Below are 22,416 nucleotides of genomic sequence, written 5' to 3'. Positions count from 1 at the left end.
CTTATTTTATCTATTAATGACATATTGATGCGAGGGAATTGCAATGCCAAATAATACTCATCTAAATCACGAAGAAGCGGTACCAGTTCGTGATCCAGCCGCCTTACACCCAGACAATGCACAAGACAGTTATGAAGGTCGTAAGCACGAACCTAATATCGATGGTCCACAACAAGAGTCGCAAGAAACCGACGAGATATATGTTGACCCTCGTAAAGAAGAGAATTTACCCGCTGGTGGCAAGAACGTCGCAGATTTGAATGCTTATGATTTGAGCCAAGAAGGCAATGAATAGTATGAATTGCTGGCTAGGTTGAGTTGGGTATTAAATTAAGCTCACCATTTGCTAAACCGCCATCAAAAATTTAAGCACATTAAGCAGTTGCCAAAACACGAATAACAATAATAAGGATATAGCCATGCAAACCAATGATCCGGCACTCACTAAGACACGCATCAGTGAAAATCATGACTCAACCAATAGTCATGATTCTGCTAATAGCTTCTCTAGTAGTCCTACTTCTAATGACAAGGAGCATAGTGATACTGATACTGATAGTGGCATTGAAAAGAACATCACTGAAAATAAAGGAACGGATACTTTCAAAGAAGGCGTCGTCCACTCAGAGCATGTCAATGATAATGACAACCCCGCACGTCAGCCTGATCGTCGAGACCAAGAAGGTAATGCCTTTGATGATGGCGTGAATGAGCATACGATGGTTAGCGAGACATCCAAAAGCGAAGGTATTAGCAACATGAATCGTTATGCAAATATCGACAATGCCCAAACACGAGTGTTAAATCTTGATGAAAAAGATTAATTACAGATTTTTTTATCTTTATAGAATGACTATTATGATAATAAGGAGTAATGATGAATACGCCAGATGACAAGGCTATCAACCAAAAAAACCATCAGTTAAGAGATGCGAACGATAACCATGGCATCGTACCTGATGATGCGCTACAAAAAGTCAATCCAGCAGCGGCAGCAAGGGCAACCGATGATCACGATCCTCATCATGTTGCGAAGGATAGCAAACAGTATGACAGCTCATTAATGAAAGATAATAAATAACCATTCATTTTGCTATAACGAAGTTCAAATAAAAGGCTAATAAGTGAAGCAGCAGACCAGAGGATGAAGCTTGGTTAGTTACTTCACTTATTATCTGTATAATTTTTATTGTATAAGAGAGTATCTAATCGAAAATGATACCTAATATGATGTATTTAAGCAGGTGTACCGCTATGAAAGCGTAGCTCATGATCTGGGCTAGAAATCAGTTCTGCTTCTACTTCTTTAAAAAATGCGACGCGCTCATCAATATCATCCTCAGACAGTGATTGAGCCAAGGCTAAATAATCCTCAAAGTGACGACTCTCTGACTTAAGTAAGTAGCGATAATACTTTGCCAAACGTTCGTCGTCGATGACCTCAGCAAGGGCGGCAAAACGTTCACAAGAGCGTGCTTCGATAAATGCGCCAATTATCAATACATCAACCATCGCTGCTGGCTCATAAGTACGTTTGTGTTTTAACATGCCTTTGGCATAACGTCCAGCACTCAGATATTTCCACGCCTGACCACGGTCATTCATAATACCTAAGACCTGCTCATAATGAAGCATTTCTTCACGTGTCAATTGCGCCAATTTACGCTGCAAATCATAAGAAAACTCATAGCGGAATATGAGATTCATGGCAGTGCCAGCGGCCTTTTTTTCGCAATTGGCATGATCTTGAATAATCAGCGGTACATTCGCAATCGCCGCATCAACCCAAGCTTGCGTTGTGCGTGCACCCAAAAAATTATAAACAGCAGATAGGTCAACCTTGATCGGGGTGCGTAGCTTTGCGATATCGACATCGTCCTCTTCTATGTCGTCCTTCGCCATACGAGGTTCTTTTATATTGCTGTCGTTCATAACTTTGTCGTTACTGTTCTTGACTCTTATATCTTCTTTATTCATAGTTTTTGCCATAATCGAACGTTTAAAAGGTCTTTTTTTAATATTAAATAGATAACGGTTAAGCATAAATCCGTGGGGTAATGATTACTGACAGTTTGTCTATGCTATATCAGGTACTAATCAATGAGTACTAATAAAACCTCTTAGCGCCTGTGTCATATAGGTTATCATTATTATACAACCTCAGTATTTATCTAATGAATGATGTTTTCTTGTTTATTTCTTTATTTGATAGTAGGATGATATTTTGCTTAAGCACTATTTTGTCTTACTATGGATGTATCGCCATATTGTGTTGTCGCAGTGGTGATGCTTGCCAATGTTATGCAGTTGAAACCGTTTACAGTAGGTGCAAGGCAACCGAGCTCAAATCGTACACTGAGTACATTAAGCAAGGTTGATACCATCATCCGTTGTAAATGCTTTGACCATGCTAATGGCTAAAGCGGCAAAAATATAGGTTAATAGCATAGCATAAATAGTTAATTCGCTAATCACCACAAGCTTGTATGATATATCAGTAGGTTTGCTTAGTATTTCATCTAAATTTGGAATAGATGTCTAAGACCGACAATGTGTAATCATTGCGGTAGCAACTTCGTATTCACACCCCTCACGAACAGATAAGGATAACAACATGAGCCAGTCTTCTAACGCCAATCGTATTCGAAAAGGCATTCTTGCCATCGACCAGCAATTGTATGACTTTATTGAAAACGAAGTGCTGCCGAAAGTCGGTGTTGATTCAGACAGTTATTGGTCAGGTTTTGAAAAAGTCATTAAAGAGTTTACGCCGCGCAATAAAGCATTGCTCGCAACTCGTGACAAGATTCAAGCGCAGATTGACCAGTGGCACCTGCAACATCCTGCCAAAGACGGCAACATTGATTATCCTGCTTACAAAGCATTCTTACAAGAGATTGGCTATCTGTTGCCAGAAGGCGATGATTTTAAAGTTAGCACAGAAAATGTCGATGACGAGATTGCTCATATTGCAGGCCCGCAGTTGGTCGTACCAGTACGTAATGCGCGCTACGCATTGAACGCGACCAACGCTCGTTGGGGCAGTTTGTATGATGCTTTATATGGTACTGACGTTATCAGTGACGAAAATGGTCAAGAAGCAAAAGGTGGTTACAACCCAACTCGCGGTGCTGCTGTCGTTGCTTATGCCAAACAATTCCTAGATGAAAACTTTGCCTTGGTGTCAGGTTCATATAACGATGCGACCGGCTTTAAAGTGGTCGAGGGTAAGCTTAAAATTGTCCAAGGTGATAGCAATACTGAGCTAAAAGATGCCGAAAAATTCGTTGGTTTCGTCGGTGATGCAGAAAGCCCAACGCGTATTTTATTAAAAAACAATGGTTTGCATGCAGAGATTCAAATAGATGCCAATCATCCAGTCGGTAAAGACGACCCTGCACATATCAAAGATGTGCTGCTAGAGTCAGCTATTACGGCAATTCAAGACTGTGAAGACTCAATCGCTGCCGTCGATGCAGAAGAAAAAGTGGAAGTGTATCGCAATTGGCTTGGTCTCATGAGTGGTGACTTGCTAGAAACCTTTGAAAAAGGTGGAAAAACCCGCACACGTCAGCAAAATCCAGATCGTGAATACACCACCCCAGATGGTGGTAAGCTTATCCTGCCAGGTCGTTCGTTATTGCTGATTCGTAACGTCGGTCACCTCATGCAAAACCCTGCAATATTGGTCGACTTGGGTGATGGTCAAGAACAAATATTTGAAGGCTTGATGGATGGCTTGATTACACCACTATTGACGCTCAATGACCTTAAAGGTAAGAATGCGCTATCGAATTCACGTAAAGGTTCAATGTATATCGTTAAGCCAAAAATGCATGGTCCTGAAGAAGTCAAAATGGCCAACGATTTATTCAACGCAGTAGAAGACTTATTAGGCTTAAAGCGTAATACCATCAAAATCGGTATCATGGATGAAGAGCGCCGTATGACGGTCAACTTGAAAGAAGCCATCCGTCAAGCGAAAGAGCGTGTCATTTTCATCAACACAGGGTTCTTAGATCGTACTGGTGATGAGATGCATACCAGCATGAATGCAGGTCCATTTGTACCTAAGGGTGAGATGAAGTCACAAGCATGGCAGCCAGCCTACGAGCAGTGGAACGTTGATATCGGTTTAGAGACTGGTCTACAGGGTGTTGCTCAGATTGGTAAAGGCATGTGGGCGAAGCCTGACGAGATGAAAGAGATGATGGACACCAAAGCTGCACATCCTAAGTCTGGAGCCAGTACAGCATGGGTACCGTCACCAACAGGGGCAACTTTACACAGCATGCACTATCATCAAGTGAGTGTTGCTGACGTTCAAGACAGTCTAAAATCACGTGAGCGTGCCAGTCTAGACGACATTTTAACCATTCCATTAGCAAAAAATATCAACTGGACTGATGAAGAGAAGCAGCAAGAGCTAGACAATAATGCTCAGGGCATCTTAGGATATGTTGTGCGTTGGGTAAATCAAGGCGTTGGTTGTTCTAAAGTACCGGATATCAATGATGTGGGTCTGATGGAAGACCGTGCGACCTTACGTATCTCAAGTCAACACATTGCCAACTGGTTGCATCACGATGTCGTGAGCGAGCAGCAAGTGATGGATACGATGAAGCGTATGGCAAAAGTGGTTGATGAGCAAAATGCAGGCGATAGCGACTATCAGACGATGGCAGATAACTTTGACCACTCTTATGCATTCAAAGCGGCTTGTGATTTGGTATTTAAAGGTCGCGAGCAGCCAAGTGGCTATACTGAGCCATTATTACATCAGGCACGTCTTGATCTAAAAGCAGGCTGCTAATATTGCGCAGGTTAATATTAGAATATGGCATACTTGACATTCTATTATAATACTGTCATGACTGACTAAGCTTCTTCTTGGTTTTTATACTTAATAAGGAGTCTGTAATAGCCATTGACTAAGGTTGTAGTCTGGAAACAAGAGCAGTGAAAATACCTTTTTGCTGCTCTACTATAGCAATTTTCCGATCTCAATTGTGACTGTCAGTATGTCATAAATCACATTTATTATTTTTTATTAGCCCTACTTGTTAATGAACAAGTAGGGCTTTATGTTTGCTAATCAAATGGTATTGATTACGCTAGTTTCAAGTTCTTGGTAATTATATTAATCAATAATATCTTTATCTATTTGAGCGGATAGGGATTTTTTTACAATGACCTACATTCTATAGTAGATATGGCATTCAACAAATACTGGGTTTAAAAATCTAAAAAAAATGTTGCAAATTATGTCAAAGTTGTTATGCTTGTATTCGAAGTATGAGTTTGGTAACGGATGTTACGCAACGGAGCGATAAAGACCTAAGATTACATGGCAGTTACTTTTTAATCGCAGTTATGTAAGTCATTGTTTTTTTCATCTTACTGTAATAGAACTTCGCCACACTTGTTTCTGACTAATCTCGGTAGCCAGTTACACATTATATCTTTGAGGATTTGTGACGATACCATTATGAGCACCAGCTAATCATAGCTAGCTTATTACTAAAATTGTAAAGTGGAGATACCCCATGAAAAAACTACTTTTAGCTACAGCAGTTGCTGCCTTATCTGTATCTGCAGCCAATGCAGCACCGACTATCTATGGTAAAGCTTTTGTAGCTGCTGATTATATCGATGTTGATTTTGATGGTCGTGCTGTTGCTGACAACAGCAAGGTTAATTATGGTGAAGATCAAGTAGAGATTAATTCTCATGCTTCACGTCTAGGTTTTAAGGGCTCTGAAGCCATGACTACCAATACTGATGTTATCTATCAGTTAGAGTACGGCACAAGTGTCACTGGTGATAACGCTACTTTTACTAACCGTGATACATTCCTTGGTTTAAACAACAAGCAGTTCGGTGAGTTCCGTGCTGGTAAAAACCAATCAACGCTAGCTCGTATTGATAACGTTGTTGTGAACCAAGGTTACTGGGATAACCTAGGTCAAACTGAAAACGAAAGTGAAACAGTTGCAGCATTAAATATGGCTGACAGTAATCGTCTTGCAAGCTCAATCATTTGGACTGCACCTAAGTACAATGGTCTACCGTTACAACTGTCTGCAATGTACAGCTCTAATGATGTAGATGGTGATAACTCTGATGACGCAGGTTTCGGCGTTGCAATGATGTTTGACCAAGGTACTGGCTTCACTGCTGGTGTGGCTTATGACAAAGACCAAAACATCAATGGTGATATAATCCGTGGTACTGCTACTGTAGATCTAGCCAAGTTTATGGCAGCACCTGTAATGCTAGGCGCGCTATATCAAGTAGCTGACTATAATGGTTCTTCTGATAAAGAGAAAGGTTTCGTTATTAGTGGCGAGATGGGGTTAACTAACTTTGCCCGTCCAGCGTCTGTATACGCACAGTACAACAATACTACTAACTTAAATGGTTTTGATAACTCTGATTCAGATCAAATCGTTGTTGGTGGTAAATACTTCTATAAAGACAATATCATTGCTCATGCCTATGCAGGCTTAAATAAAGCTGATAATGTTAACTATAGATATAACACTAATATTAAAGATATTTATAACGATGATATCATGGCTGACGCAAGAGGCGATGCAGAAGTATTGGTAGTTGGTACTGGTCTAGAATACAAGTTCTAATCTAAGCATTAGAATCTGATTATAAAAACTCATCCTTCGGGGTGAGTTTTTTTTGTTATATCCTTTTTGAGTGGGTAGTGCGTTATAATAGCTAAGTACTAAAACTTGAATGTTTCAAAGAGTTTGTGCTTTTGCCCTATATTTTTTGACGTATTTTTAGTAAAATCCTTCTTTACCAATTACCGACAGAGTACTATGACCAAGTTTATATTTGTGACCGGTGGGGTAGTGTCCTCACTAGGAAAAGGTATCACCGCAGCCTCTCTTGCAGCGGTCTTAGAAGCCCGTGGCGTGACCGTTACGATGACCAAGATGGATCCGTACATCAACGTCGATCCAGGTACGATGAGCCCATTCCAGCATGGCGAAGTATTCGTCACCGAAGATGGTGCAGAGACTGATTTAGATTTGGGTTACTATGAGCGCTTCTTACGCCATTCAAAAATGAGTAAGAGCAATAACTTTACTAGTGGTCGTATCTATCAAAACGTTCTAAATAAAGAGCGCCGTGGTGAATATCTTGGTGGTACAGTACAAGTTATTCCACATATCACTGATGAAATTAAGAGTAAAATCTTAGCCAGTGGTGAAGGTTATGATATCGCCATTATTGAGATTGGCGGTACCGTTGGTGACATCGAATCGTTACCATTTATGGAAGCCGTCCGCCAAATGCAAGTAGAGCTTGGTCGCAATAGAGCCATGCTGATGCATTTGACGCTCGTACCTTATATTGCTAGTGCAGGCGAAACTAAAACCAAACCAACGCAGCATTCAGTAAAAGAGCTACGTTCTATCGGTTTGCAGCCTGATATATTGATTTGCCGCTCTGATCACCACATCTCGCAAGACAACCGTCGCAAAATAGCGCTGTTCACCAATGTGGAAGAGCGTGCGGTTATTATGTGTGAAGATGCGCAAAGTATTTATCAGATTCCACGCACGCTTCATGAGCAGGATCTTGATGATTTGATCTGTGAGCGTTTTGGTTTAGATGTACCAGAAGCAGATTTAAGTGATTGGGACAAAGTGGTTGAAGCGCAGCTTAATCCTGAAATGAGTCTTACGGTAGCGATGGTTGGTAAATACGTCGAGTTACCTGATGCTTATAAATCGATCAACGAAGCACTGCTGCATGCTGGCATCACTCATAAAGCCGATGTCAAAATTGACTATGTTGATGCTGAGCGTCTAGAAGACGATGACAGCCTATTGGCGCAGCTACACAATGCCGATGCCATCCTAGTACCGGGTGGTTTTGGTGAGCGTGGTACCAATGGTAAGATAAAAGCCATCACTTATGCTCGTGAAAACAACGTGCCATATTTAGGTATTTGCCTTGGTATGCAGCTAGCAGTGATTGAGTACGCGCGTAATGTACTCAAAATCGATGCCAACTCTTCTGAGTTTGATCGCAAAACGGCAGAGCCTATCATTGGTCTCATCACTGAGTGGTTAGATGAGCGCGGCGAATTACAGATTCGTAGCGATGACTCTGACCTTGGCGGCACCATGCGTCTAGGCGCGCAGCAAGCCGAATTGGTTGCTGGTAGCAAGCTTAGCCAAATCTATGGCGCCAAAAATATCACTGAGCGTCATCGTCATCGTTATGAGATGAACAATCGCTATATCGAGCCATTAGAGCAAGCAGGCATGACCATATCTGGTTATTCTGCCAAGCAGCATCTAGTAGAATCGGTCGAGATTGCTGATCATCCTTGGTTTGTCGCCGTACAGTTCCATCCTGAATTTACCAGCTCGCCACGCGGTGGTCATCCACTGTTCAACAGCTTTGTAAAAGCGGCTAAGAACTATAACGAAAACAAATAATCGTTAACGTATAAAAACTTACATGTATAAAAAAGACTGATCTTCGGATTGGTCTTTTTTTGCGTTTAATTTTATGACTGTGGCTATGAATGAGATTGTTTTTAAGCAATAAAAATGACAATTTTTCTAATGGTTGGTCAGCAATTACGCTTAACCCCTTTTTTTACTGAGTCTATCGGTTACAATATGGGATAGAAATATTAATAACAATAAAGAGGGTAACGACTTAATGGAACATTTATCAATGGCGCAATCACATGTCAAACTTACTACGCCAAATGGCAATACTCTTAATATCGGCAACGACCAGCCATTTGTGTTGTTCGGTGGTATGAATGTCTTAGAATCAAAGGAATTGGCCTTCGAGATTGCAGAGCAATATGTCGAAATATGTCAGCGTTTGGGCATTGGCTATGTCTTCAAAGCCAGTTTTGATAAAGCCAACCGTTCAAGCCTGCACTCGTATCGAGGCCCTGGATTAGAGCAGGGTATTGATTGGCTGGGGCAAATCAAAGAAAAATTCCAAGTTCCTATTATCACGGATGTACATGAGCCGTATCAAGCGGCACCCGTTGCTGAAGTCGCAGATATCATCCAACTACCTGCATTCTTATCACGTCAGACAGATTTGGTACATGCGATGGCGAAGACAGATGCGATTATTAACATCAAAAAAGCACAGTTTTTAGCGCCGCATGAGATGCGTCATATCGTTAACAAATGCCTTGAAGGTGGTAACGATAAGTTAATTCTTTGTGAGCGCGGCAGTGCCTTTGGTTACAATAATTTGGTCGTTGATATGCTTGGTTTTGATACCATGAAGCAGATGGATATCCCTGTATTTTTTGATGTGACGCATAGTTTACAGCAGCCAGGCAGCCGTAGCGATAGTGCGGGCGGACGCCGTGAACAAATCACAACATTGGCACGAGCAGGGATGGCGACAGGACTGGCAGGGTTATTTTTAGAAGCGCATCCAAATCCAGAAACTGCAAAATGCGATGGTCCGTGTGCGCTACGTATGAGCCAATTAGAGCCGTTTTTGCGTCAGTTGAAGCAAATTGATGATTTGGTTAAAGGCTTTGAGGTGTTAGATACCCATTAATGTATTCACAGACAATAAGAGGCTGAGATCATGGCGATGCAAACAGCAACAGTCAGTATCGAAAATATCGATGATGATGAAGGATTAAAGAGTGTGATGACAGCGCTGAAAAATATCACAGGGGTGACGGCCATCGAGCTTGATCCTGATAATAATGTTGCCACCATACGTTATGAAGATACAGACACCAGTATCCATGCGTTTACGGCGGCAATCAGTACTGTCGATTATGTGACCCAGCCGTTTCCTCTTGATGCACCGCAAAACCCACGTCATGATGATTAGACGTTATTCTAAAATAAGCGCTATTGTCTGTCACTTAGGCATAAATTCACGGTTCTATTATTTACAGTTCCATTATTTACGGTTCTATTATTTACAGTTCCATTATTTACGGTTCTATTAATAAAGTGATAACCAAAGAGTCTTGTTGTTAACCGTGATAGGGCTTAAGCTGGTTAAGTGCTATTTTTATAAGGTCATAAAAAATAGCCGTCTTAAAAAGACAATTATAAAAGCAATTCTTTAATAAAAGTATTTACCTATAAAAACTCAGTTACAAAAATAAGGAGCCTCTCATGGCAAACCAAACACGTATTATTAAAATTGATGGCATGACTTGCGGTGGCTGTGTGGCCAGTGTTCATAACGCCACTGCCGATATCGATGGCTTAGACGATATCAGTATTGAGCTGGCAGATAATCAAGCGACGGTTACTTTTGATGATAGCAAAACCAGTGTAGAGACAATTGCTGCTGCTATCGACGATGCAGGCTTTGATGCCACTATTGCCAATGCTTAACCTGCTTCATTTGTATTAAAAAACCGGCTATCAAGGCTGGTTTTTTAATGGTTAAAAATTATTGATAGTAGCGTACTCATTATTCAGTTCGACCATACCAATATCAAATTTAAAAGTGTGCTATTTGTTTGACTTAGATATTCCATCCACTGAGTTGCTGTCCTAGCTCAGACGACTTTATAACGCCATAACGCATAAACGCCATACCGAGTTTTATTTATGAATGATACTACCCAAACCGACAATCATAACGCCTACGATGTAAAAACTGATATCCAATCCAATACGCCGCTCGCGCCGCAGCGTGCACACTTGCAGCTAGCAATTGAGGGGATGACGTGTCAAGCCTGCGCCTCGCGAATTGAGAAGGTGCTCAACAAAAAGCCGTCGGTATACGAGGTGAGTGTAAACTTCGCTGGCGAGACTGCGAATGTTGATTATAATCCGACCCAGACAACGCCTGAACAAGTAACAGAATGGGTAAATAAAACAGGCTTCGTTGCCAATTTGCAGGCGGCCGATAGTTTGTTTGCAAAAACAGATGAAGATACCGCGACTCAGTACCCATGGCGCTTGATTGGGTTATGGGTTTGTTTGGTGCCGTTTTTAGTTGGTATGGCAGGTATGCTCGTTGGTCAGGGTATGGCGTGGATGCCGCCGATTTGGACTCAGTTTATATTAGCGACCATTGTACAGTTTGGATTTGCTTTACCATTTTACAAAAGCGCTTGGGCGTCGATTAAAGGTGGTCTTGCTAATATGGACGTGCTAGTCGTCATCGGTACCGTGACTATTTGGGCGTATTCAACTTATCTGTGGCTGACCCATGGCGATGGCACTTTAAACAGTTTGCTGCAAAGTGGTCATGCTGGTGGTCACGGTGCGGATGGCAGTCCTGCGGTGTATTTTGAAGCAGGCGTCATGGTCATTGCTTTTGTGCGTACGGGTAAGTATCTAGAAGAGCGTACTAAGAAACACAGCCTCAATAGTATCGATTTATTATTGTCTTTAACGCCCGATGAAGTCGAACAGCAGCAGCCTAATGGTGATTTTCATAATGTTGCTCTTAAAGACGTGCAAGTTGGTGATATTTTGCGTGCTAAACAAGGCAGCCGAGTTGCAACCGATGGGGTGGTTATCGATGGTGCTGGCTGGTGTGTCGAGAGTCACTTAACGGGTGAGTCGGTACCGCTCAAAAAAGAAGTGGGAAATAAATTATTGGCAGGGGCGTTGGTTGAAAATGGCAGCTTGTTATACCGCGTCAGTGCTAAAGGTAGTGATACAAAGCTTGGTGATATGGTACAAGCCCTCAGCGATGCCCAAGGCTCAAAAGCCAATTTAGCCCGTCTTGCCGATAGAGTGACGGCGGTATTCGTCCCAGTCGTCGTTGCCATTGCGCTTATCACCTTTGGGGTGACGTGGTGGCTGACTGGCATGATTGATACTGCCTTGATGCATGCCGTCTCGGTGTTGGTCATTGCATGTCCTTGTGCTTTAGGTTTGGCAACGCCAGCCGCTATCATGGCTGGTATGGGCGTTGCTGCTCGTCATGGTGTCTGGTTCAAAGACGCACAAAGCCTTGAAGCGGCAGGCAACATCGATACAGTAGTGCTCGATAAAACAGGTACTTTGACCATTGGTAAGCCGACTATCGTGGACCATGTGATGGTGGATAAATCGATCGCAGTCGATGATGTGTTACAAATAGCCGCAAGCGTTGAAGCACATGCCAGTCATCCGCTAGCAACAGCATTGGTTAACGCGGCTACTGAGCGAAACTTGCCGTTGATGAATGTGACTGATATTAGTGTCATTAAAGGCGCTGGTATACAAGCCAATATTGAAGGTTTGGGTGTGGTAAAAGTCGGTACCGCAGAGTTTGCTAACTTAACACTGCCTAAGCTGATGCCAAAGGTATGGCAAATTGCCAGTACCGTTGCCGTCAGTATTAATGATGAAGCTTTGGGTGCTTTTGCCCTAGCCGATGACTTAAAAGTAGATACTCCGAAGGCTATTACTGCGCTACAAGATGCAGGTATCAATGTCATTTTGATGAGTGGTGATAAGCAGTCTGTGGTCGATCATGTGGCAGGGCAGCTGGGTATTGAGCAGGCTTATGGTAAAATGAGCCCACGTGATAAGGCCAGTCAAATTGCCTTGTTGCAAACGGCTGGTCATAAAGTTGCAATGGCAGGTGATGGTGTCAACGATGCGCCAGCGATGGCAACTGCCGATGCAAGCTTTGCCATGTTTGAAGGCACACATGTCGCCCAGCATAGTGCGTCTGCCCGCTTGATGGGTGAGTCACTGATGCATATTGATGCCGCGCAAAAAATAGCTAATGCAACAGTGCGCAACATCAAGCAAAATCTGTTTTTTGCTTTTATTTATAACTGCTTGGGTATTCCGCTGGCCGCTTTTGGTTTCTTAAACCCTATGATTGCCGCCGCTGCGATGGCGCTTAGCTCTATTTCAGTATTAATGAATGCGTTACGTTTGACCCAATTTAAAACAAAGGTTGAGCTGGATAACACAGTATCTGGCTCCCACGCTAAAACAGAACGTCTAACAAAAGTATAAGAGTCATATGGCTTTTAATATTATAGGTGCTGAGACAAATCCATAATTGGTAATTTGTTTATCTAAGTGTGATTTTATCAGCGCCAGTCGGTGCAAGATAAGGGAAGTTTGGCAAAATTTATGCTATGATGCCAAGCACTATAGCTGACGATTAAAGTATTAAAAACCCCTTTAGTCTTGCTCAAAACTTGCTGACTATATAGATAAACAAAGCTGGTTTGAGCATAGCACTATACGATATTTTGCTTTATCTTTTTTGTATTCTAGTTGCCGTTATTTATCCCACAAACTTGGCATGACCAAAGGAATTAACAGACATTATGTACGCTGAAGAAACCACCAACGTCACCGCAATTAAAGACATTCGCGCCCGTGAGATTTTAGACTCGCGTGGTAACCCAACTATCGAAGCTGATGTAATCTTAGCTGATGGCACTATCGGCCGTGCTGCTGCCCCAAGTGGTGCATCAACTGGTTCACGCGAAGCGCTTGAGCTACGTGATGGTGACCAAAGTCGCTATATGGGTAAAGGCGTCAAAAAAGCCGTTGCTAACGTCAATAGCCAAATTCGCAGCGCGTTGATGGATAAAGACGTCACCGAACAGCAAGGCATTGATGATGCAATGATTGCGCTAGATGGCACAGAAAACAAAGATAGCCTTGGCGCTAATGCCATGCTAGCGGTGTCTCTTGCCACTGCAAAAGCCGCTGCCAAGTCACAAAATCTGCCATTACATCAATATATTGCAAACTTGCGCAATCAGACGTCGCTGACGATGCCTGTACCGATGATGAACATCTTGAACGGTGGTGAGCATGCGGATAACACGGTTGATATCCAAGAGTTCATGATTGAGCCTGTTGGTTTCACCAGCTTCTCAGAAGCATTGCGTGCTGGTACAGAAATTTTCCACAGCTTGAAATCTGTGTTGAAATCACAAGGCTTAAATACTGCGGTTGGTGATGAAGGTGGTTTTGCGCCAAACCTGCGTAGCAACGAAGAAGCCATCACCGTTATTATGCAAGCGATTGAGCAAGTCGGCTACAAAGCGGGCGAAGACATTCATTTGGCGTTAGACTGTGCGGCTAGTGAGTTTTATAAAGATGGTCAATATATCTTGGCAGGCGAGGGCAACAAAGCATTTGATAGCCAAGGATTCTCAGATTATCTAGTCGGCTTGGCGCGTCAATATCCTATTATCTCTATCGAAGACGGGCTTGACGAGTCTGATTGGGATGGTTGGAAATATTTGACTGAGCAGATTGGTGATAAAGTTCAGTTGGTTGGTGATGATTTGTTTGTGACCAATCCTGCTATCTTGCAAGAGGGTATTGATAAGCATATTGCCAATGCAATTTTGATTAAGTTTAACCAAATCGGTACTTTATCAGAAACGCTAGATGCGATCTATCTAGCGAAGAAAAATGGCTATGCAACCATTATCTCACATCGTTCAGGTGAAACTGAAGACAGCACCATTGCAGATTTAGCCGTTGGTACGGCTGCTGGTCAGATTAAAACTGGCTCTCTATGCCGCTCAGACCGTGTGGCAAAATACAATCAGCTGCTACGTATCGAGCAACAAGTACGTGCAAGCTATCGTGGTCGTGAAGAATTCATTGGTCTACGTGGTTAACAAGCCAGATTTCTTGCTATAGCTAGGCGATATGTCATCATTAATCTGGTGATATATCGCTTAGCAAGCTTAGCTGGTTTTTTATTTTTATTATTGTCTCTATGTTGTTCGGCGTTATTATCTTATGAAATACTTTAGCCAATTTATGCTACTTGCTCTAGCCGTTGCCGTCCTTTTGGGGTTGCAATATCAGTATTGGCTGGGCGAAAATGGTCGCTTTGAGCATAATAAATTGCTGACTCAAATCGAAGAACAACAACGCTTAAACGAAAACCAAGTGGCAGCAAATAATTTGCTACGCACTGACGTTCATGACTTAAAAACTGGTCTTGAAGCAGTAGAAGAGCACGCTCGTTTAGACTTGGGTTTGATTAAGCCGAACGAGACCTTTGTACAAGTATCTACGGCGCCCACGACGCATAGCCGTTATTAATTGCTCTTAACTGTCTAAAATTATAATCTTCTATTGTCTATAATAGAAATCTTATTCACCTGAAATTCGTTACCTCTCTTATTCTTCATTTCTCCCTAGCAATACTGTCATGGGTTCTAACCATGAATACTACTTTATGAATATTGCCCTATGAATATCACACCTAATGTACATGCCATGATCGTCGCTGCGGGTCGCGGTAGTCGTTTTGGTACCTCTATTGCCAAGCAATATACGATGTTGCAAGGGCAGACTTTGCTACAGCATAGTGTGGCACGGCTTGCTAGTAGTGCTTATATTGATACATGTTTATTAGTCGTCGCAGCAGATGACAGTACGGCACAGACATTGGATTTTGCTCTACCCATACATTATGCCATGGGCGGCGCTGAGCGCTGGCAGTCCGTACAGGCAGGGGTAAAGGCGATTATTGAGGCGGGAGCCAACGATTCAGACTTGGTTGTTATTCATGATGCTGCGCGTCCTGCGGTTCCCAATCATGATATTGAAGAGGTCATCGAAGCGGCGATGCTAGAGCCCTATGGCGCTATCTTAGCGACACCGGTGGCTGATACTTTAAAGGAATCTTATCCCCAGTCTACCGCTCAATCTGAGCTTGTAGGTGAGACGCCTGTAGTTAACCTGACAGTGAGTAGCAGCCCACATTCTTACGCTAAATGTACTATCGATCGCCGTCATATGTGGCAAGCACAAACGCCGCAAGTGTTTCGCTTAGGTCAGCTGCAAAAAGTATTAACTTATGTCGCTGAACACGAGCTCACCATTACTGATGAAGCCAGTGCATTTGAATGTTTAGACCTACCCATTCGCCTCGTGACTGGCAGTCGCCAGAATATCAAGCTTACCTATCCTGATGATGCTATCTTGCTCGCAGCGATTATGAATGCCCAGTTCTGAGCAGACTAAAAATAATTAAACACTCGCAATAGCCATCAGTCTGTATCAATCTCATTAATGAGCCAGTGGTCTTATCGCTCATTGGTGACGATTTTTATCATCACTTTCCTCTCCCATATTACCTATTTATCCTATCGCTGCCCATGAACCACAGTGCAAGTTCTCGATATAAATAATTGTGAATTATTGTTTGGTTTTTTTTGATTAATGATATAAGATAAACATATATTGCTTTGATGACTAAACTAGCCTATGATGTAACCAACTTAATACAATTAATATAAACATTTATAAAATCAATAATATACCAAGCCTATTTGATATTTTCAAAGATCTTGTTTCTATGTTTTTTCTAAATTTAGTATGGTTGTCTTAGCTACATTTACCTGAAAATAGGGAGAAGCTGATTGTCAACAATCAACGATTCGACAAATCCAGTGACGACAGATCTCTGCCAGCTTATATATATAAGCCAAATTACTTCGACTGGTCTTTCAAGCCCCAGCACGCTTAACGACATCTCAGAGGTCGCGATTGAGCGTAACCAAGCCGATAATGTTACGGGTATTCTTTGCTATGGCAATGGCTACTTTTTTCAATGTGCAGAAGGGTCAGAACAAGATTTAACCAATCTAAAGAATCGCTTATTATTAGACGATCGACATAAAGAATTAAAAAGGGGCTGTAGTAGATAAGCACTATGCTAGACTACTTTTATGAAGATAACCCGTTGTAAACTAAGTAAAAAAGTACAGCGAAGACTGTTAGAGTTTTTTGCAGCTGAAGTAACCGCTAGAACAGCCGCAGATTTGCTCGACATTCAACCTAACACTGCGGCACTTTTTTATCATAAAATTAGACTTGTAATAGACGACCATCTCTCATTAGAAGCTGATGAGCTCTTTGATGGTGAAGTCGAATTAGATGAAAGTTACTTTGGCGGCGTACGCAAAGGCAAAAGAGGTCGCGGGGCTGCTGGTAAGACAGCTGTATTTGGTATTCTAAAACGAAATGGTAAGGTTTATACCATTGTCGTAGCAGACACCAAACAGACGACTCTAATGCCTGTCATCAAACGTAAAATCAAGCCTGACAGCTTTGTTTATACTGATAGTTATCGAAGTTACAATGCGTTAGATGTGAGCGAGTTTAAACACCTCAGAGTCAATCACTCTAAAGAGTTTACTTGCGGTAAAAACAATCACATCAATGGCATTGAGAACTTTTGGAACCAGTCTAAACGAATACTCAGAAAATATAATGGGATCGATAAGAAGAACTTCCATTTATTTTTAAAAGAGTGTGAGTTTAGATTCAACTATGGATCACCGTCTACTCAGCTTAAAACTCTGAGAATATGGTGTGATGTTTAATCCTTATCTACTACAGCCCCATTAAAAATCTTAGATTTTTCAGAAATTACCGAACGCCGTTTTTCGAACTGGTCTCTACGCTCCATTACACTTGAAAGGTGGATGACCAAAGAGCCTGAGCTGAAAAAACTCATGCCATTTAAACCCTATGATTGGGGCTCTAACGCATGGCGCGAATTTTTAGATATCTTACAAGGGTATTATGAGGAACAAGCAAGAACTGGCAATATTGACACGCCACCTATCAAGTACAGCACGTTAGGGGTGACGTTAAGTAAGGTTGTTGGTCAGCATCAAGCATTCTTCTTGATTCAAACGGTACTCGGTATCATGATTGTGATGACATTGTTGTGGCTAATGCTATCAGATAAGATTTGGTAGTTTTTGTAAAAATAGATTGTTTGATTTAAAAGTCCAGTATTCAATGCTGGATTTTTTTTGCTTAAATTTATGATAAAAAATTCAATAAATAAACGAAATATCAAGTTAGGCATATAAGCTATCGATAGCGACGCTTAGTAAATATATCTTAATATTTTGAGCGAACCTAATACCGAATCTTATCTATAAAATTAATTAGGCTTCATTTATCAAGTAAATCGGCGATGACCAACTGAGTGCTAAGATATCAAGAACCTCATGATATAAAAAACAGGCATAAAAAAAGCCCAATCACAATAGTATGTGATTGGGCTTTTTGGTGGTACGCTTATTAGTCTTATCAGATGCTTTGCAGCAAACTTGCTAATAAGTGACGCCAAATAGTGGCGTCCCCAGGGGGATTCGAACCCCCGTTACCGCCGTGAAAGGGCGGTGTCCTAGGCCTCTAGACGATGGGGACTAGTAACACAACACCTCAGCTGCTTTCACCTTTATGCTGAAGTGGTGCGTATTCTAATAGCGTCTGCGCTTGCTGTCAAGCCTTTTTCTTCTTCTTTTTAAAATTAAGTATCTTTTTTTGATCGCACGGCGAGGATGTAAGTCATTGCGCTTTAAATGATAGCGAATCCATAGAGAAGTACAAGCACTAATAGTCAATGCGAGCAGCATATAACCGAGGATGGTTCCCCATAACTTAAGCTGTGGATCCATAATAGAGTCCCTCCTATTACGCCTCGATAGCATGAATCGTACTGGCTATCGAGACAATGTGGGCAACTTAAACCATCTATAGGATATAACGAGACGTTCTAATGTGAGTAATTACAGCAAGTTGTCTGGTTTTTGAATTGTTTTACACAATATGATATTCAACGGTTAGACAAGTTGCTGATTTATTGTGATATCAATCATATCCCTATTGATTGTAAAACCAAGATGTCAAAGTCATCAAGTATTACAAATAGCACTATTATGGGTAGTTGGCAATATAGGATATGTGATAAATGGATTATTTGTGACTACTCTCAGTCGAATCCTCTTTATTTTCTTCAGTATGCATCGCATTAGCCAGCATAGGATAATGGTTTAGGATATGACAAAACAGCTCAGCAGTCTTTTGTGTATCGTATAGGGCAGAATGTGCGTCATTACCATCGAAATCAAGCCCTGCTGCCTTACAAGCACGTGCTAGTACTGTCTGACCAAATGCCAGCGCGGATAAGGTCACTGTGTCAAAAACTGAAAAGTTATGAAACGGGTTGTGACTTTTGTTATTAGTACGCAGCACTGCCGCATTCAAAAATGCTAAGTCAAAATGGGCGTTGTGCCCAATTAAGACGCACTGGCGGCAGTTCTCAGTACGGCGTACTTCTTTTAACCCTTTGAAGATACGGCGTAGTGCTGTTTTTTCGTCTTCGGCAATGGCTTTACGCATTGGATTGTTGGGATCAATGCCAGTGAAGGCAAGGGCACTTGGCTCAAGATTCGCGCCTTCAAAGGGTTCGATATGAGCATTGAATGCTTCCCCAGGATAAAAGACACCTTGCTCATTCAGTAGTACAGGAATGCAGGCAATCTCTAGTAAAGCATCGGTTTGCGCATTAAAGCCGGCAGTTTCCACATCAACGACGACAGGCAGAAACTTACGAAATCGGTCTTTTAGACGCATTGGTGCTAGCTCGTCTGCTGCGGTATCTTCTGTGTGACTATTTGATGGGCTCTTAATGCTATTATCTACAGGGTTTGATGGGTTTTCGTCAGGTAACGTGGCATCGTTTGGAGTGGTCATATCTGGTTAAATCGCTTTTATCAGTCGTACTGTTATATTGAATTAAGACATTAAATGAAAAATAAATAACCTATGATACAAATCACACCGCTGGTTAGCAGATGTCATTCTTATCATAGGGTTAAACTTCTCAAGTTAAAATAGAATACAGAATGGTTTTGCTTAACGCGTTTTATGCTTTGATAGACCAAGGCAGTGTCTCGCCTGCCATAAGCGGGGTCAATGATGAGCCATCAAAGTAAGGATAGGCTGCTGGCACTTGCATAGGCGTATTGATAAGTGTAATCGTGCTGTCATTGACTGGCAGTCCATAGAACTGAGCACCAAAACGACTGGCAAAGCCTTCTAACTTGTCTATTTTCCCCACGCTATCGAAAGCGGTGGCATACAATGGCAAGGCAGTTGCGGCGCTATAGCAGCCAGCACAGCCACAAGCGGCTTCTTTTTTATCCGTCGCATGCGGGGCTGAATCCGTGCCTAAGAAAAACTTGGGATTGCCACTGGTTGCCACATCTAATAATACTCTTTGATGGCTTTCACGCTTCAAAATAGGCAAGCAATAAAAGTGTGGCTTGATACCGCCAAGCAATAGATGATTGCGGTTAAACATTAAATGCTGCGGGGTAATAGTGGCGGCAATGTGATTGCCTTGTGCTAAGACAAAATCAGCGGCATCACTGGTAGTAATATGCTCGACGACAATCTTTAATGTAGGGAATTTGACAATGATTTGCGCCAACACTTCGTCTAAAAAGCGCTTTTCACGGTCAAAGATATCCACATGATCTTGCGTCACTTCGCCATGTATCAATAAGGGTAGGTTGTACTTTTCTAATGCTTCAAAAACATCGACACAGGCGTTAATATTGGTGACGCCATCAGCCGAATTGGTAGTCGCACCAGCAGGATAAAGCTTGACCGCTTGGACGATACCTGATTGTGCTGCCATCTCGATATCTTGGGCAGTGGTTTTGTCTGTGAGATATAAAGTCATACGTGGATCGAATGCAGTTTTGCGCTCAGCACTCAGCTCACTGGCTACTAAGTGCGCCATGATACGGTCGCGATAGGCACGCGCATCGTCAGTGTTCTTAACAGGAGGCACTAAGTTTGGCATACATATGACACGGTTAAAGCTGTTTGCTGCGTGCGATACAGTCGTGCTCAATGCTTTGCCATCACGCAAATGGATATGCCAATCGTCTGGCTGAAGGATGGTCAATTCTCTAATCGAATCAGTCATAATGTCGTCGCGCTCTATATCGTCATATACGGAAATAAAAGGAAGGGATACTGTACCGCTATCATAACAGATTTGCCTACTTGACTAAATATGCGACTAAATATCTGTACATAATACATGGGTTGTTTTTTAATTTGCGGCAGTCAACTGTCAACTACATGTGAATAATTGAAATCTATCGACCCAAAATTTAAATCAAAAGCTTATGCCATGGGGCAGTTGCACTTTTGCCTATAGTAAATATGATGTACACTGAGCAAGTAATTTATCTTTTGATTGAATCTTAGCGCTTTTCCTAACACTAAATGCTCACAACACTCATAACAGGAGTTCTTCATGGCTCAACTTGATCCAAAAAATATTAATAAAATCGTCTTGGCCTATTCAGGTGGTCTTGATACCTCCATCATCGCTAAATGGCTGCAAGAAACCTATGATGCAGAAGTGATTACCTTTACTGCTGATATCGGTCAAGGCGAAGAAGTTGAGCCAGCCCGCGCCAAAGCTGAAGCCATGGGCATCAAACATATCCATATCGAAGACTTACGTGAAGAGTTCGCCCGTGATTATGTATTCCCCATGTTCCGAGCCAATGCCATCTATGAAGGCGAGTATCTGCTAGGGACTTCTATCGCGCGTCCGTTAATTGCCAAGCGCTTGGTTGAGATTGCTAAAGAACACAATGCCGATGCTATTAGTCATGGCGCTACTGGTAAAGGGAATGACCAAGTCCGTTTTGAGCTTGGCGCAGTTGCTTTATCGCCTGACGTGGTTACCATTGCACCATGGCGTGAGTGGGACTTGTCTAGCCGTGAGAGCTTGATGGAATATGCCAAAGAGCATAACATTGCGATTGATTATGCGGGCAATAAGAAAAAATCTCCGTACTCAATGGACGCCAACTTACTACACATTTCTTATGAAGGCGGTATTTTAGAAGACCCTTACGCCGAAGCAGAAGATGATATGTGGCGCTGGTCAGTGAGCCCAGAAGAAGCACCTGACGAAGCTCAATACTTAGAATTAGAGTACGAAAAAGGCGACATCGTTGCCATCGATGGTGAAGCACTTAAGCCGTATGAAGTCATGATTAAGCTAAATGAGATTGGTGGTCAGCATGGTATTGGACGTTTGGATATCGTTGAAAACCGTTATGTTGGCATGAAATCACGCGGTTGCTATGAGACGCCAGCGGGCACCATTATGCTAAAAGCGCATCGCGGTATTGAGTCATTGACGCTCGATCGTGAAGCCGCACATTTGAAAGATGAGTTGATGCCACGCTACGCTAAAACTATCTACAATGGTTATTGGTTCAGTCCTGAGCGTATGATGTTACAAGCATTAATTGATAAGTCACAAGAATATGTCAATGGCACAGTACGTGTGAAGTTATACAAAGGTGCTGTGAGCGTCGTCGGTCGTAAGTCAGATGATTCATTGTTTGATGAAAAAATCGCAACTTTCGAAGATGATGCAGGTGCTTATGATCAAAAAGACGCTGAAGGTTTTATCCGTCTAAATGGTCTACGTTTGGCGATTGAAGCGAGCCGTGGTCGTGATTTATCGAAGTAAGCCGGTCTTAATAGACTGTGCTAGATAAAGCATGAATAAAAAATATGAATAGAAAAGGCGCTATATGAATAGCGCCTTTTTTTGTGGATTTTTTAAAGGTTTGTTCGA

At 42.1% G+C, this 22,416-nt stretch carries 21 protein-coding genes and 1 tRNA gene; 17 read left to right on the top strand and 5 right to left on the bottom strand.

Annotated features, from left to right (window positions below):
- Positions 1–43: 43 nt before the first annotated feature.
- From JMW64_RS10180 to JMW64_RS10170, 3 genes are all read left to right on the top strand, one after another.
- Positions 44–295, top strand: a complete 252-nt coding sequence (locus tag JMW64_RS10180; protein WP_201554553.1) for a hypothetical protein — start codon at positions 44–46, stop codon at positions 293–295.
- Between the two features lie 124 nt (positions 296–419).
- Complete coding sequence (locus JMW64_RS10175; RefSeq protein WP_201554552.1) at positions 420–824, top strand: hypothetical protein; 405 nt, start codon at positions 420–422, stop codon at positions 822–824.
- Positions 825–874: 50 nt separating this feature from the next.
- A complete protein-coding gene (locus JMW64_RS10170) occupies positions 875–1,081 on the top strand; it encodes a hypothetical protein (protein ID WP_201554551.1) in 207 nt (68 codons plus the stop codon).
- A gap of 155 nt (positions 1,082–1,236) precedes the next feature.
- Here the strand turns inward: JMW64_RS10170 and miaE are convergent, their stop codons facing one another.
- Entirely contained in the window at positions 1,237–1,902 is a 666-nt protein-coding gene (gene miaE / locus JMW64_RS10165; protein WP_227694251.1) for a tRNA-(ms[2]io[6]A)-hydroxylase, read from the bottom strand.
- Positions 1,903–2,614: 712 nt separating this feature from the next.
- Between miaE and JMW64_RS10160 the strand changes: the two genes are divergently transcribed.
- From JMW64_RS10160 to JMW64_RS10100, 13 genes are all read left to right on the top strand, one after another.
- Complete coding sequence (locus JMW64_RS10160) at positions 2,615–4,813, top strand: malate synthase G (RefSeq protein WP_201554549.1); 2,199 nt, start codon at positions 2,615–2,617, stop codon at positions 4,811–4,813.
- 733 nt (positions 4,814–5,546) lie between these two features.
- The gene (locus tag JMW64_RS10155) at positions 5,547–6,641 is read left to right on the top strand and encodes a porin (protein ID WP_201554548.1); all 1,095 of its coding nucleotides are present in this window, start codon (positions 5,547–5,549) and stop codon (positions 6,639–6,641) included.
- A gap of 195 nt (positions 6,642–6,836) precedes the next feature.
- Complete coding sequence (locus JMW64_RS10150; protein WP_060491652.1) at positions 6,837–8,471, top strand: CTP synthase; 1,635 nt, start codon at positions 6,837–6,839, stop codon at positions 8,469–8,471.
- A 244-nt stretch (positions 8,472–8,715) separates the two neighbouring features.
- On the top strand, positions 8,716–9,576 hold the full coding sequence (kdsA, locus tag JMW64_RS10145) for a 3-deoxy-8-phosphooctulonate synthase (protein ID WP_060491651.1): 861 nt from the start codon (positions 8,716–8,718) through the stop codon (positions 9,574–9,576).
- A 30-nt stretch (positions 9,577–9,606) separates the two neighbouring features.
- The gene (locus JMW64_RS10140) at positions 9,607–9,861 is read left to right on the top strand and encodes a heavy-metal-associated domain-containing protein (RefSeq protein ID WP_060491650.1); all 255 of its coding nucleotides are present in this window, start codon (positions 9,607–9,609) and stop codon (positions 9,859–9,861) included.
- Positions 9,862–10,154: 293 nt separating this feature from the next.
- A complete protein-coding gene (locus JMW64_RS10135; RefSeq protein WP_060491649.1) occupies positions 10,155–10,379 on the top strand; it encodes a heavy-metal-associated domain-containing protein in 225 nt (74 codons plus the stop codon).
- A gap of 219 nt (positions 10,380–10,598) precedes the next feature.
- Positions 10,599–12,959, top strand: coding sequence for a heavy metal translocating P-type ATPase (locus JMW64_RS10130; protein WP_060491648.1), 2,361 nt, complete (start codon positions 10,599–10,601; stop codon positions 12,957–12,959).
- 320 nt (positions 12,960–13,279) lie between these two features.
- Positions 13,280–14,596: a phosphopyruvate hydratase gene (gene eno / locus JMW64_RS10125; protein ID WP_055125148.1), complete on the top strand. Its 1,317-nt coding sequence runs from the start codon at positions 13,280–13,282 to the stop codon at positions 14,594–14,596.
- 124 nt (positions 14,597–14,720) lie between these two features.
- On the top strand, positions 14,721–15,029 hold the full coding sequence (locus JMW64_RS10120) for an FtsB family cell division protein (RefSeq protein ID WP_055125147.1): 309 nt from the start codon (positions 14,721–14,723) through the stop codon (positions 15,027–15,029).
- A 150-nt stretch (positions 15,030–15,179) separates the two neighbouring features.
- Positions 15,180–15,947: a 2-C-methyl-D-erythritol 4-phosphate cytidylyltransferase gene (gene ispD / locus JMW64_RS10115; RefSeq protein ID WP_201554546.1), complete on the top strand. Its 768-nt coding sequence runs from the start codon at positions 15,180–15,182 to the stop codon at positions 15,945–15,947.
- A 407-nt stretch (positions 15,948–16,354) separates the two neighbouring features.
- Positions 16,355–16,642, top strand: a complete 288-nt coding sequence (locus JMW64_RS10110; protein ID WP_227694174.1) for a BLUF domain-containing protein — start codon at positions 16,355–16,357, stop codon at positions 16,640–16,642.
- Positions 16,643–16,663: 21 nt separating this feature from the next.
- Positions 16,664–17,320: an IS1595 family transposase gene (locus JMW64_RS10105; RefSeq protein ID WP_201553697.1), complete on the top strand. Its 657-nt coding sequence runs from the start codon at positions 16,664–16,666 to the stop codon at positions 17,318–17,320.
- Between the two features lie 102 nt (positions 17,321–17,422).
- The gene (locus JMW64_RS10100) at positions 17,423–17,701 is read left to right on the top strand and encodes a hypothetical protein (RefSeq protein ID WP_227694172.1); all 279 of its coding nucleotides are present in this window, start codon (positions 17,423–17,425) and stop codon (positions 17,699–17,701) included.
- A gap of 384 nt (positions 17,702–18,085) precedes the next feature.
- Here the strand turns inward: JMW64_RS10100 and JMW64_RS10095 are convergent.
- The 4 genes from JMW64_RS10095 to pyrC all read right to left on the bottom strand — a co-directional run bounded on the left by JMW64_RS10095 (position 18,086) and on the right by pyrC (position 20,733).
- A tRNA-Glu gene (locus tag JMW64_RS10095) sits at positions 18,086–18,161 on the bottom strand.
- A 53-nt stretch (positions 18,162–18,214) separates the two neighbouring features.
- Positions 18,215–18,412: a hypothetical protein gene (locus JMW64_RS10090; protein ID WP_140412980.1), complete on the bottom strand. Its 198-nt coding sequence runs from the start codon at positions 18,410–18,412 to the stop codon at positions 18,215–18,217.
- A gap of 298 nt (positions 18,413–18,710) precedes the next feature.
- Positions 18,711–19,490 carry a ribonuclease T gene (rnt, locus tag JMW64_RS10085; RefSeq protein ID WP_201554544.1) on the bottom strand — a complete coding sequence of 260 codons (780 nt, stop codon included), beginning with the start codon at positions 19,488–19,490 and terminating at the stop codon, positions 18,711–18,713.
- A 172-nt stretch (positions 19,491–19,662) separates the two neighbouring features.
- Positions 19,663–20,733, bottom strand: coding sequence for a dihydroorotase (gene pyrC, locus JMW64_RS10080; RefSeq protein ID WP_201554543.1), 1,071 nt, complete (start codon positions 20,731–20,733; stop codon positions 19,663–19,665).
- A 336-nt stretch (positions 20,734–21,069) separates the two neighbouring features.
- Between pyrC and JMW64_RS10075 the strand changes: the two genes are divergently transcribed.
- Positions 21,070–22,308 carry an argininosuccinate synthase gene (locus JMW64_RS10075; RefSeq protein ID WP_060491644.1) on the top strand — a complete coding sequence of 413 codons (1,239 nt, stop codon included), beginning with the start codon at positions 21,070–21,072 and terminating at the stop codon, positions 22,306–22,308.
- Positions 22,309–22,416: the final 108 nt, after the last annotated feature.

Origin of the sequence: Psychrobacter immobilis (genome assembly GCF_904846065.1) — a bacterium.
Classification (GTDB): Bacteria; Pseudomonadota; Gammaproteobacteria; order Pseudomonadales; family Moraxellaceae; genus Psychrobacter; species Psychrobacter immobilis_H.
The sequence above is the reverse complement of the archived record's forward strand: the minus strand, read 5'-3'. Positions and strand labels throughout refer to the sequence as shown.